Source organism: Mycobacterium sp. 1274756.6 (genome assembly GCF_001668625.1).
Lineage (GTDB): Bacteria > Actinomycetota > Actinomycetes > Mycobacteriales > Mycobacteriaceae > Mycobacterium.
The window spans coordinates 1-11715 of sequence record NZ_LZLJ01000038.1 but is presented as its reverse complement, the minus strand read 5'-3'; the positions used below and the strand labels follow the sequence as shown (position 1 = coordinate 11715).

The 11715-nt window shown below is 70.9% G+C and carries 11 protein-coding genes and 1 tRNA gene; 4 read left to right on the top strand and 8 right to left on the bottom strand.

Annotated features, from left to right (window positions below):
* Window positions 1-20 precede the first annotated feature (20 nt).
* From A5643_RS05005 to A5643_RS04995, 3 genes are all read left to right on the top strand, one after another.
* A tRNA-Arg gene (locus A5643_RS05005) sits at window positions 21-94 on the top strand.
* A gap of 84 nt (window positions 95-178) precedes the next feature.
* Complete coding sequence (locus A5643_RS05000; RefSeq protein WP_066852556.1) at window positions 179-520, top strand: hypothetical protein; 342 nt, start codon at window positions 179-181, stop codon at window positions 518-520.
* 104 nt (window positions 521-624) lie between these two features.
* Entirely contained in the window at window positions 625-1383 is a 759-nt protein-coding gene (locus A5643_RS04995; RefSeq protein ID WP_066852554.1) for an enoyl-CoA hydratase, read from the top strand.
* A gap of 1 nt (window position 1384) precedes the next feature.
* Here A5643_RS04995 and A5643_RS04990 read toward each other — a convergent pair whose 3' ends face one another.
* The 8 genes from A5643_RS04990 to A5643_RS04955 all read right to left on the bottom strand — a co-directional run bounded on the left by A5643_RS04990 (window position 1385) and on the right by A5643_RS04955 (window position 11072).
* On the bottom strand, window positions 1385-2575 hold the full coding sequence (locus A5643_RS04990) for a dihydrolipoamide acetyltransferase family protein (RefSeq protein WP_066852552.1): 1191 nt from the start codon (window positions 2573-2575) through the stop codon (window positions 1385-1387).
* Window positions 2572-3600, bottom strand: a complete 1029-nt coding sequence (locus A5643_RS04985) for an alpha-ketoacid dehydrogenase subunit beta (protein ID WP_066852551.1) — start codon at window positions 3598-3600, stop codon at window positions 2572-2574. The genes A5643_RS04990 and A5643_RS04985 overlap by 4 nt, the downstream gene beginning before the upstream one ends.
* Window positions 3597-4697, bottom strand: a complete 1101-nt coding sequence (gene pdhA, locus A5643_RS04980; protein ID WP_066852550.1) for a pyruvate dehydrogenase (acetyl-transferring) E1 component subunit alpha — start codon at window positions 4695-4697, stop codon at window positions 3597-3599. The genes A5643_RS04985 and pdhA overlap by 4 nt, the downstream gene beginning before the upstream one ends.
* A 186-nt stretch (window positions 4698-4883) precedes the next feature.
* On the bottom strand, window positions 4884-6050 hold the full coding sequence (locus tag A5643_RS04975; protein WP_066852549.1) for an acyl-CoA dehydrogenase family protein: 1167 nt from the start codon (window positions 6048-6050) through the stop codon (window positions 4884-4886).
* Window positions 6047-8068 carry an acetyl/propionyl/methylcrotonyl-CoA carboxylase subunit alpha gene (locus tag A5643_RS04970; protein WP_066852602.1) on the bottom strand — a complete coding sequence of 674 codons (2022 nt, stop codon included), beginning with the start codon at window positions 8066-8068 and terminating at the stop codon, window positions 6047-6049. The genes A5643_RS04975 and A5643_RS04970 overlap by 4 nt, the downstream gene beginning before the upstream one ends.
* A 5-nt stretch (window positions 8069-8073) precedes the next feature.
* Window positions 8074-9648 (bottom strand): carboxyl transferase domain-containing protein, encoded by a 1575-nt coding sequence (locus A5643_RS04965; RefSeq protein ID WP_066852548.1) that lies wholly within the window; start codon window positions 9646-9648, stop codon window positions 8074-8076.
* The gene (locus A5643_RS04960) at window positions 9645-10286 is read right to left on the bottom strand and encodes a CoA transferase subunit B (RefSeq protein WP_066852547.1); all 642 of its coding nucleotides are present in this window, start codon (window positions 10284-10286) and stop codon (window positions 9645-9647) included. Before A5643_RS04960 ends, A5643_RS04965 begins: the two co-directional genes overlap by 4 nt.
* A gap of 39 nt (window positions 10287-10325) precedes the next feature.
* A complete protein-coding gene (locus A5643_RS04955) occupies window positions 10326-11072 on the bottom strand; it encodes a CoA transferase subunit A (protein WP_066852600.1) in 747 nt (248 codons plus the stop codon).
* A gap of 93 nt (window positions 11073-11165) precedes the next feature.
* Between A5643_RS04955 and A5643_RS04950 the strand changes: the two genes are divergently transcribed.
* A partial coding sequence (locus A5643_RS04950) for a TetR/AcrR family transcriptional regulator (protein ID WP_066852545.1) occupies window positions 11166-11715 on the top strand: 550 nt, incomplete at its 3' end.

Genomic DNA, 11715 nt, shown 5'->3' with positions numbered 1-11715 from the left:
GATACACTGACCTGCGCCTTGCCCCCGTAGCTCAGCTGGATAGAGCGCGTGACTTCTAATCTCGTGGTCGCAGGTTCGAGTCCTGCCGGGGGTGCCGATCCGGCGATTTTCTGTGTTTCCACCCGACGCCGCGGTGCGATGATCAGCGTGCACGGTCACCGGGAAGAGAGGCGCAGCGATGAAAGCGACCGCGGTTCTCTTCGCTATCGGATGGGCCGTCGTGGTGCTCGTGCTCGGCGTCGGCAGCCTCGCGAGCGACGCATCGTCGAAGTCGTCATCGCAGGGCACGGCGCAGACCTCCTGCAGGCAGCCTCAGCGGTTCCCGTTCTCACGTTACGGCTGGGTTGACGCCGACCGGCTCGCCCGCGAGCGCGCGGAGCGCAACGACGCCCTCCCCGTCTGCCGCCCACCGGGATGGACCTCGCCGATATTGTGGGGATCCCTCCTCGTCGCGACTGCGACCGCGGTAGGCGCCTATTTCGTCATGAGCGAGTGCGGCAGACGGAGAGAACCCCGGTAAGCGGTGCGCCTTAACACCCCGCGCCGGTGCTGTCGTCGCCGTCTTCACGGTGGCTACCATCAACGGACTCCGCCCCGACAACGCCGATGACGAAGGATATGCCGATGAGCCGGTCTGATCTGGTCCTGTACTCGGTGACCGACCGGGTCGCGTTGATCACCGTCAACGACCCGGATCGCCGGAACGCGGTCACCGGGGCGATGTCGGCGCAGCTGCGCGCCGCGGTGGAACGCGCCGAGGCCGATCCGGAGGTGCACGCGGTGGTGCTGACCGGGGCGGGCAAGGCGTTTTGCGCGGGCGCGGACCTCTCGGCGCTGGGCGAAGCCGCCGAGGAGGGCCTGCTGGCGCTCTACGACGGGTTCATGGCCGTCGGTGCCTGCACGCTGCCCACCGTCGCGGCGGTCAACGGCGCTGCCGTCGGCGCCGGGCTCAACCTCGCGTTGGCCGCCGACGTGCGGATCGCGGGACCGCACGCTCGCTTCGATGCCCGGTTCCAGCAGTTGGGGCTACACCCCGGGGGCGGGGCCACCTGGATGTTGCAGCGCGCCGTCGGCCCGCAGGTCGCGCGTGCGGCGTTGCTGTTCGGGATGGCGTTTGACGCCGAGGCGGCCGTGCAACACGGGTTGGCGTTGCGCGTGGCCGACGATCCGGTGGCCGCGGCGGTGGAGTTGGCGGCCGGTCCGGCCTCGGCGCCCCGGCAGGTGGTGATGGCGACGAAGGCCACGATGCGCGCCACCGCCAGCCCCGGCACGGTCGACACCGACGCCCACACCGCCGCGATGCGCACCGAGTTGGGGCCGCAGGCCACGTCGGCGCGGTCACCGGAGTTCGCCGAGCGGCTGGCCGCGGCCCGCCGCCGTTAGCTCACGGGTCGCCCAGCGCGGCGTCGGGCGTCTCGATGAGTCCGGCCAGTTCGGTGAGGAAGCCGGCCGCCTGCGCGCCGTCGAGCACGCGGTGGTCGAACACGCACGTCAGGGTCATCTGCGGGCGCACCGCCACCGCGTCGTCGACCACGGCGGGTCGCGGTTTGAGCGCGCCCATCCCGAGGATGGCCGCCTCGGGCGGGTTGATCACCGGGATGCCGCTGTCCATCCCGAGCGCCCCGAAGTTGCTGACGGTGAACGTCGAGCCGCTCAGCTGCGCGGGGGCCAGCGTCCCGGCCCGGGCGTCGCGGATCAGCCGGTCCACCGCGTCGGCCAACTCGCCGGTGGTTTTGTCCTGGGCATCAGCGAGCACCGGCACCAGCAGGCCGCGCGGTGCGGCGACGGCGATCCCCAGGTGCACGGCCCGGTGCCGGTGCACCTGCGCGCCGTCGGCGGTCTCGGCCCAGGTCGCGTTGACGGCGGGATGCCGGCCCAACGCCAGCACCGTCAGGCGCAGCGTGAGCGCGAACGGGGAGATCGCGGTCGCCCCGGCTTCGGTCAGGCGCCGGCACAGCGCCAACAGCCGGGTGCCGTCGACCTGCAGGCTCGCAGCCGCGTCCGGAATCTGACTGTGCGCCAGCGCCATCCGTTGTGCCATGACCGCATGCACCCCAGCCACCGGCACGACCTCGTAGTCCGCCTCGCGCCGGCGGCCCGCCGCGGCCAACACCGCCTCCCGGGTGACCACCCCGGCCGGGCCGGGCGTGAGCGCGGCCAGGTCGACACCGAGATCGGCGGCGAGTTTGCGCACCTTGGGTTTGGCCTTGGGGCGATAGGAGCCGGCCGGGGCGCGTCTGCTGGTGTCGAAGCTGTCGTCGGTGCCGTAGCCGACCAGCACCGGACGTCGCGGTTCATTAGGCGATGCCACCGCCCGTCCGACGGTGTCGCCGTCGGGAACCTCGATGCGCGCCAACAGGGTTCCCACCTCGAGCACCTCCCCCGGCGCGCCGCACACCTCGGTGATACGCCCGGCGTAGGGGCTGGGGATCTCCACCTCGGCTTTGGCGGTCTCCACCGTGCACAGCGGCTGGTTGAGTTCGACAACATCACCGACCGCGACGTACCACGAGGTGATCGTGACGTCGGTGAGCCCTTCGCCGAGATCGGGGACCAAAAACGGCCGATCCGTCACGGCTGATCCATGGCGCGTTGGGCGTAGTCGAGCAGCCGGTCGACGCCGGGAAGCCACAGCTTCTCCAGCCGGGCCGGCGGGTAGGGGGTGTCGAAACCGGTGGCGCGCAACACCGGCGACTCCAGCTCGTAGAACAGCTCCTCGGCGATGCGGGCCGCGAGCTCGGCGCCGAAACCCAGCGTGCGCGGTCCTTCGTGCAGCACCACGGCGCGGCCGGTCTTGCGTACCGAGGCCGCAACGGTGTCGAAGTCCAGCGGGCTCAGGGTGCGCAGGTCGACGACCTCCAGGCTGGGTCCGCCGCCGCGGTCGGCGATGTCGGCGGCAGCCAGGGCGGTGGCCACCAGCCCGCCGTAGGTCAGCACCGTGACGTCGGTGCCGGGGCGACGGATCACCGCCTGCCCGATCGGCGGGCCCGGCACGGTGGTGTCGACGACACCGGTGGCCCAGTACCGCCGTTTGGGCTCCAGGTACATCACCGGGTCGGGGAAGTCGATCGCGTGGCGCAGCAGCCAGTAGGCATCCGACGGCGTCGACGGGGTCACCACCGTCAGACCCGCGGTGTGCACCCAGTAGGTTTCGGTGGATTCGGAGTGGTGTTCGACCGCGCCGATCCCGCCGAAGGAGGGGATGCGCACCGTCACCGGCATGGGCAGTTCACCGCGAGTGCGCATCCGGTATTTGGCCAAATGGCTGACGATCTGATCGAACGCCGGGTAGGCGAACCCGTCGAACTGCAGCTCCGGAACCGGGACGAAGCCGCGGATCGCCAGCCCGACCGCGATGCCGATGATCCCCGACTCCGACAGCGGGGTGTCGAAACAGCGTTGCTCGCCGAAGGTTTCGGCCAGCCCGTCGGTGACCCGAAAGACACCGCCGAGGGTGGCCACGTCCTCACCGAAGACCAGCACCTTCTCGTCGGCGCGCATCGCGTCGTGCAGGGCCCGGTTGATCGCCGCGACCATGGTCACGGTGGCGGCCGGGTCCGGCCCGCCGGTGCGCCGGGAGCCTTCCACGGTCTGGGTCATGGTCGGGCCTCCTGCGCCAACTCCTCGATCAGTTCGGCGCGCTGGCGCGCCAGCTCCGGGGTGATCGCGGCGTAGACGGAGTCGAAGAGGTCGGTGACCTCCGCATCGGGTGCGCCGACCACCGCCTCGCGCAGCTCGGCGCGCAGCGCCGCCGAATGCGCGGCGAGCCGGGCGCGGAACTGCTCGGTCCACAACCCGCGGCCCTGCAGATAGGCGCGGTAGCGCGGCAGCGGGTCGAGGGCGGCCCACTGCTCGACCTCCGCCTCGTCCCGGTAGCGGGTCGGGTCGTCGGAGGTGGTGTGGGGGCCGAGCCGGTAGGTGACCGCCTCGATCAGGCTCGGCCCGTCCCCGCGGCGGGCCCGGTCGGCCGCCTCGGCCATCACCGCGTGACAGGCCAGCACGTCGTTGCCGTCGACCCGGATCCCGGGGATGCCGTAGCCGATCGCCCGGTGCGCGATCGACGGCCCGCCGACCTGACGGTGCACGGGCACCGAGATCGCCCACTGGTTGTTCTGGACGTAGAACACACAGCCCGCCCGGTACACCGACGCCATGTTCAGCGCCGCGTGGGTGTCGCCCTGGCTGGTGGCGCCGTCGCCGAGGAAGGCGACGGTCACCGAGTCCTCCCCCAGCCGTTGGGCGGCCATCGCCGCGCCGACCGCGTGCAGCGCCTGGGTGGCGATCGGGATCGCGATCGGTGCGCAGCGCCGCTCGGCGAATCCGTGGCCGCCGGTCCAGGTCCCCTGGAAGACCGGGGTCAGTTCGCGCACGCCGAAACCGCGGGTCAAGAACACGCCGAGCTCGCGGTATTGCGGGAACAGCCAGTCGGTGTCGCGCAGTGCGGTGGCCGCCCCGACCTGGGCGGCCTCCTGGCCCCGGCACGGCGCGACCAGCGCCATCTCGCCCTGCCGTTGCAGGTTGACCAATTCGGTGTCGACGTCGCGGGTCAGGGCCATCAGCTCGTAGAGCCGCAACAGCGTCTCGTCGTCCGGCGGGATGCGGTAGCGCTCGGCGGCGGGCCCGGTCGTCGGGTTACCCGCCGGGTCGATCAGCTGCACCGGTTGCAGATCGACGGTCCCCTCAGCGCTGCCGCTCACCGTCGCCTCCTTCGCCCTCGGCGCCGGCGACGGCGGGTCAGCGCAACTCCGGGACCACCTGCGGCCCCGGGCCTGAGCTGCGCAATCCGTAGGGCTCGCCGCAGCACCGGCGCACCGCCCATTATGCCCGTGAGCTCGGACCGAACCGGGTGCCGCGCCGACGGCGGCGGGTCGGGGCGGCCGCGGTCAGGACAAGCCGAGCGCCCGCGCGATGAGCATCAGCTGCACCTCGGTGGTGCCCTCCCCGATCTCGAGGATCTTGCTGTCCCGGTAGTGCCGGGCCACCGGGTACTCGTTCATGAAGCCGTAGCCGCCGTGGATCTGGGTGGCGTCGCGGGCGTTGTCCATCGCGGCCTCGGAGCTGACCATCTTGGCGATCGCCGCCTCCTTCTTGAACGGCTTGCCGGCCAGCATCTTCGCGGCCGCGTCGTAGTAGGCGGTCCGCGACACGTGGGCGCGCGCCTCCATCCGGGCGATCTTGAAACTGATCGCCTGGTAGGACGCGAGCGGCTGGCCGAACGAGTGGCGTTCGGCGGCGTATTTGACGCTCTCATCGACGCAGCCCTGCGCGACACCGGTGGCCAGCGCCGCGATCGCGATACGGCCCTCATCCAGGATCGACAGGAAGCTGCCATAACCGCTGCCGCGCTCGCCGAGCAGGTTCTCCGCCGGGACGCGCGCGTCGTCGAAGGTCAACGGATGGGTGTCGGAGGCGTTCCAGCCGACCTTGTCGTAGGCGGGCTCCACGATGAACCCGGGCGTGCCGTTGGGCACGATGATCGTGGAGATCTCCTTCTTTCCCCCGTCGCGGCTCCCGGTGACCGCGGTGACGGTCACCGCGGCGGTGATGTCGGTGCCCGAGTTGGTGATGAACTGCTTGTTGCCGTTGATGACCCATTCGCCGCCGTCCAGGCGTGCGGTGGTGCGGGTGCTGCCCGCGTCGGAGCCCGCACCCGGCTCGGTGAGGCCGAACCCGACCAGTCGCCGGCCGGCCAGCAGGTCGGGCAGCCAGTACCGTTTCTGCTCCTCGGTGCCGAACCGGTAGATCGGCATCGCGCCCAGGCCGACCGCCGCCTCCAGGGTGATCGCCACCGACTGGTCGATCTTGCCGAGTTCCTCCAGCGCGATCGCCAGTGCGAAGTAGTCGCCGCCCATGCCGCCGTACTCCTCGGGGAAGGGCAGGCCGAACAGGCCCATCGCGCCCATCTTGGCGACGATCTCGTAGGGGAAGCTGTGCTCGGCGTCGTGTTGCGCGGCCACCGGAGCGACCTCGGTCCGCGCGAATTCGGCCACGGTGTCGCGGAGTTCGCGGTATTCGCTGGGCAGGTCGGCTGCCATCACGTTCGTCGTCATCGTCTCTTGTCCTCACTGTCCGATACGTCGTCTGAGTCGGCCGGTTCGGCGGCCTCGTCGGGTGTCACCCGGGCGAGCACCTGGTCCACGCCGACCTGGTCGCCGACCGCGGCCAGCACCTCCAGCCGCCCGGCCAGCGGGGCGGTCAGGGTGTGTTCCATCTTCATCGCCTCCACCACGACGACCGGGTCGCCCTCGTCGACGCCGGCACCGGTTTCGGCGTGGACCGCGATGACGCTGCCCGGCATCGGGCTGACGATCTCGGCTTGGCGGGGTCCACCGTCGCGCTGGATCCGGACCGCTTCGGCTTCCCGGACCTCCCAGGTGCCCCGCGAATCGGCGATCGACAGCCGACCGTCGGCCGACCCCACCCGGTAGCGTCGCAGCACCCCGGAGAGGGTCACGCTGAGCTCATCGCCGTCGACGACGGCGCTGGCGCAGTGGGTTTCACCGTCGCCGACCTGGACCCGCGCCGAGTCGGGCAGCCCCCAGACCGCGACGGTCTCCGACCGGGCCGCGGTCCGCATCCGGGTGCGCACCGGCGCCGGGTCCGACAGCCGCCAGCCGCCGGGCTGCGCCCACAGGTCCCCGCCCGCTCGGCGCAGCAGTTCGCACTGCCGGTACAGGCCGGCGGCGGCGAATACGTCGTCGGGGGCGGGTGTCGGGTCGAAGTCGGCCAACCGCTGGTCCAGTAGCCCGGTGTCCAGATCGCCCGCCGCGACTCGGTCGTCGGCCAGCAGGAACCGCAGGAACTCGACGTTGGTCTGGACCCCGAGGATCCGGGTCTGGCTCAGCGCCCGGTCCAGCCGGGCCAGCGCCTGGTCGCGGTCGTCGCCGTGGGCGATGATCTTGCTCAGCATCGGGTCGTAGTCGCTGCCGACCACGGTGCCGGGGCGCAGCGACGAGTCGACCCGGACGCCCCGGCCGCGCGGTTCGTGGACCGCGAGGACCCGGCCGCCGGTGGGCAGGAACTCCCGGCCGGGGTCCTCGGCGTAGACCCGCGCCTCGATCGCGTGGCCGCGCAGTTCGATGTCGGGCTGGGCCAGGGTGATCGTCTCCCCGGCGGCGATCCGTAGTTGCCACTCGACGAGGTCGAGTCCGGTGACCGCCTCGGTGACCGGGTGTTCCACCTGCAGGCGGGTGTTCATCTCCATGAAGAAGAAGTCGTCGGGCCGGTCGGCGGAGACGATGAACTCCACCGTCCCGGCACCGCGGTAGTCCACGCTGCGGGCGGTGTCGCAGGCGGCGGCGCCGATGCGCGCGCGGGTGGCGGCATCCAGCAGCGGGGAGGGGGCCTCCTCGATCACCTTCTGGTGGCGCCGCTGCAGGCTGCACTCGCGTTCTCCGAGGTGGATCACATTGCCGTGGCTGTCGGCCAGGATCTGCACCTCGATGTGGCGCGGCCGCAGCACGAACCGCTCCAAGAACAGGGTGTCGTCGCCGAACGCGGCCGCCGACTCCCGGCGCGCTCCGGTGAGGGCGTCGGGCAGCCGGTCGGCGTCGTGCACCAGCCGCATGCCTTTGCCGCCGCCTCCCGCGGAGGGTTTGACCAGTACCGGGTAACCGATTTCGGCGGCGGCGGCGATCAGATCGGCGTCGGTGAGGCCGGGCCGCGCCACGCCGGGGACGGTCGGCACCTGGTAGCCGGCGACGGTCGTCTTGGCGGCGATCTTGTCGCCCATGATCTCGATGGCCCGCGCGGGCGGCCCGACGAAGGCCACCCCGGCCTCGGCGCATGCGGAGGCGAAACCGGCGTTCTCCGAGAGGAATCCGTAGCCCGGATGGATCGCCTGCGCCCCGGTGGCGGCAGCGGCGTCGAGCACCCGCGCGACGTCGAGGTAGCTCTGGCGCGCCGGCGCCGGGCCCAGACGCACGGCGGTGTCGGCTTCCCGGACGTGGCGGGCTGTGGCGTCGGCGTCGCTGTAGACGGCCACCGAGCGGATGCCCATCCGGCGCAGGGTGCGGATGACGCGGACCGCGATCTCACCGCGGTTGGCTACGAGGACGGTGTCGAACATCGGGCTCACATCCGGAAAACGCCGTAGGAGATCGGGTCCAGCGGCGCGTTGGCGCACACCGCGAGAGCGAAGCCCAGAACCGTTCTGGTCTGGGCGGGGTCGATGACGCCGTCGTCCCACAGTCGCGCGCTGGAGTAGTAGGGGTTGCCCTGGTGTTCGTACTGCTCGCGGATGGGCGCTTTGAAGGCCTCCTCGTCTTCGGCTGTCCAGGGGGTTCCGGCCGCCTCGAGCTGGTCGGCGCGCACGGTGGCCAGCACCGACGCCGCTTGCTCGCCGCCCATGACCGAGATCCGGGCGTTGGGCCACATCCACAGGAAGCGCGGCGAGTAGGCGCGGCCGCACATCGAGTAGTTGCCGGCGCCGTAGGAGCCGCCGATGACGACGGTGAGTTTGGGGACGCGGGCGCAGGCGACCGCGGTCACCATCTTCGCGCCGTGTTTGGCGATGCCGCCGGCCTCGTAGTCGCGACCGACCATGAACCCGGCGATGTTCTGCAGGAAGAGCAGCGGGGTGCTGCGCTTGTCGCACAGTTCGATGAAATGTGCTGCCTTGAGGGCTGATTCACCGAACAACACACCGTTGTTGGCGATGATCCCGACCGGGTGCCCGTGGATCCGTGCGAAGCCGGTGACCACGGTCTTGCCGTACTCGGCTTTGAACTCGCCGAATTCGCTTCCGTCGACCAGTCGCACGATCACCTCGTGCACGTCGTAGGGGACCCGCGAGTCCAGCGGGACCACGTCGTAGAGCTCGGTCTGCGGGTGGGCCGGTTCGACGGTGTCGTGGACCTCCCACGGGGCAGGCTCGCGCGGCCCGAATGAGGAGACGATCCGGCGCATGATGCGCAGGGCGTCTTCGTCGTCGTCGGCGAGGTGGTCGGTGACACCGGAGATGCGGGAGTGCATCTCACCGCCGCCGAGTACCTCGGCGGTGACGATCTCGCCGGTCGCCGCTTTGACCAGCGGGGGGCCGCCCAGAAAGATCGTGCCCTGGTCGCGGACGATGACGGCTTCGTCGCTCATCGCCGGGACGTAGGCGCCGCCCGCGGTGCAGGAGCCGAGCACCGCCGCGACCTGCGGGATGCCGCGGGCGCTCATGGTGGCCTGGTTGTAGAAGATCCGGCCGAAGTGCTCGCGGTCGGGGAACACCTCGTCCTGCCGCGGCAGGAACGCGCCGCCGGAGTCGACCAGGTACAGGCACGGCAGGTGGTTGTGCAGCGCCACCTCCTGGGCGCGCAGGTGCTTTTTCACCGTGACCGGGTAGTAGGTCCCGCCCTTGACGGTGGCGTCGTTGGCGACGATGACGCATTCGCGTCCAGAGACCCGGCCGATTCCGGTGATGATCCCGGCCCCGGGGCATTCGTCGTCGTACATCCCGTCGGCGGCCAGCGGGGAGAGCTCCAGAAACGGGCTGCCGGGGTCCAGCAGCCGGTCCACCCGGTCGCGCGGCAGCAGCTTGCCGCGGGCGATGTGCCGCTCGCGGGCGCGGTCGCTGCCGCCGCGGGCGACGACGGCCAGCTTGGCGTTGAGTTCGTCGACGAGCCGGCGGTGCTCGTCGGCCGGCGCCGCGGCCGCGGTCATGACCGGTCCGCGCGGTGCAGTGGCGGCTCCGTTTTGGCCGCGACTTCGTCGGCGGTCACCCCCGGCGCGGTCTCGACCAATCGCAGGCCGGTGTCGGTCACGTCGATGACGGCCAGGTCGGTGATGATGCGGTTGACGCAGCCGGCACCGGTGAGCGGCATGGTGCACTGCCGGACGATCTTGGGATCCCCGGCGTTGGTGAGGTGTTCCATCATGACGATCACCCGGCGGGCGCCGTGGACCAGATCCATCGCCCCGCCCATGCCCTTGACCATCTTGCCCGGGATCACCCAGTTCGCCAGATCCCCGTTCTCCGCGACCTGCATGCCGCCGAGCACCGCGACGTCCAAATGGCCGCCCCGGATGATTCCGAACGACGCCGAGGAGCCGAAGTAGGCCGCGCCGTTGTTCACCGTGACGGTCTCCTTGCCGGCGTTGATCAGGTCGGCGTCGATCTCGTCGGGCCGCGGGTAGGGTCCGACACCCAAAATCCCGTTCTCCGAGTGCAGTACGACGTTCATCCCGTCGGGGATGTGGTTGGGGACCAGGGTGGGCAGTCCGATGCCGAGGTTGATGTATTGCCCGGCGGTGAATTCCGCTGCCACCCGGGCGGCGAGTTCATCGCGGCTCCACGCCACAGCGCTGCCTCCTTCCGGAGCACGTCGGGACGGCGGCTCTCATGAGCGCACCGTCTCTCGCTCGATGCGTTTCACCGGGTCGGGCACGTGCACCACGCGGTGCACGAAGATCCCGGGGGTGTGCACCTGGGCGGGGTCGATCTCGCCCGGTTCGACCAGGTGCTCGACTTCGGCGATGGTGATCCGGCCCGCCGTCGCACAGTCCGGATTGAAGTTGGCGGCCGCCGCCCGGTAGACCAGGTTGCCGTGCCGGTCCCCCAGATAGGCGTGCACCAGGGCGAAGTCGGTACGGATCGCGTGTTCGAGGACATAGGTGCGGCCGTCGAAGTCGCGGGTCTCCTTGGGCGGGGAGGCGACGGCGACGCCGCCGGCTCCGTCGTAGCGCCAGGGCAGTCCGCCGTCGGCGATCTGGGTTCCGACCCCGCTGGGTGTGTAGAAGGCCGGAATGCCCGCGCCACCGGCGCGCAACCGTTCGGCGAGCGTGCCCTGCGGGGTCAGTTCCACTTCGAGTTCCCCGGCGAGGAACTGCCGGGCGAACTCCTTGTTCTCCCCGACGTAGGAACTGACGGTGCGCCGGATCCGGCCGGCTTCCAACAGCAATCCCAGGCCGGCGCCGTCGACGCCGCAGTTGTTCGACACCGTTTCCAGATCGGTGACCTCCGCATCGAGCAGCGCGGCGATCAACGCCTCGGGGATCCCGCACAGCCCGAACCCGCCGACGGCCAGGGACGCGCCGTCGGTCACGTCGGCAACGGCTTCGGCCGCCGATGCCACCACCTTGTCCAACGCCATCCACTCCTCGCCGGCACCCGCGTTTCGGTTAACAACGACTAACTCGTGTATGTTAGCCATCATTAACTGAAGTGTCTAGGAGTCGCGATGGTGGCGTCTGCACCGCCCGGCCGCCGGGGTGCCGCGGACAAGGCGGGCCGGCGCACGCGACTGAAATCCGACCGTCGCGACAAGCTGCTGGCCGCGGCCGAGCGCCTCATCGCCGAGCGCGGTTATCTGTCGGTGCGGTTGGAGGACATCGGCGCCGCCGCCGGGGTCAGCGGACCGGCGATCTACCGGCATTTCCCGAACAAGGAAGCGCTGCTGGTGGAGTTGCTGGTCGGGATCAGCACCCGGCTGCTCGACGGGGCGCGTGGGGTGCTCGCGGGCGGCGGAGACGCGGCCACCGTGCTGGAGCGGCTGGTCGACTTCCACCTCGATTTCGTGTTCTCCGAACCGGATCTGATCCGCATCCAGGACCGCGATCTGGCGAACCTGCCCGCCCCCGCGCACCGGCAGGTCCGCCGCGCGCAACGCCGCTACGTCGAGATCTGGGTCGCGGTGCTGCGCGAGCTGCAACCGGCGGTCGGTGAGGCCGAGGCCCGGTTGATGGCCCACGCCGCGTTCGGGTTGCTCAACTCCACGCCGCATAGCATGA

Coding starts and splice junctions, on each gene's coding strand:
- A5643_RS04970 (WP_066852602.1), bottom strand. CDS start 8,068: ATGTTCGACACCGTCCTCGTAGCCAACCGCGGTGAGATCGCGGTCCGC.
- A5643_RS04995 (WP_066852554.1), top strand. CDS start 625: ATGAGCCGGTCTGATCTGGTCCTGTACTCGGTGACCGACCGGGTCGCG.
- A5643_RS04985 (WP_066852551.1), bottom strand. CDS start 3,600: ATGACCCAGACCGTGGAAGGCTCCCGGCGCACCGGCGGGCCGGACCCG.
- A5643_RS04975 (WP_066852549.1), bottom strand. CDS start 6,050: ATGACGACGAACGTGATGGCAGCCGACCTGCCCAGCGAATACCGCGAA.
- A5643_RS04965 (WP_066852548.1), bottom strand. CDS start 9,648: ATGACCGCGGCCGCGGCGCCGGCCGACGAGCACCGCCGGCTCGTCGAC.
- A5643_RS05000 (WP_066852556.1), top strand. CDS start 179: ATGAAAGCGACCGCGGTTCTCTTCGCTATCGGATGGGCCGTCGTGGTG.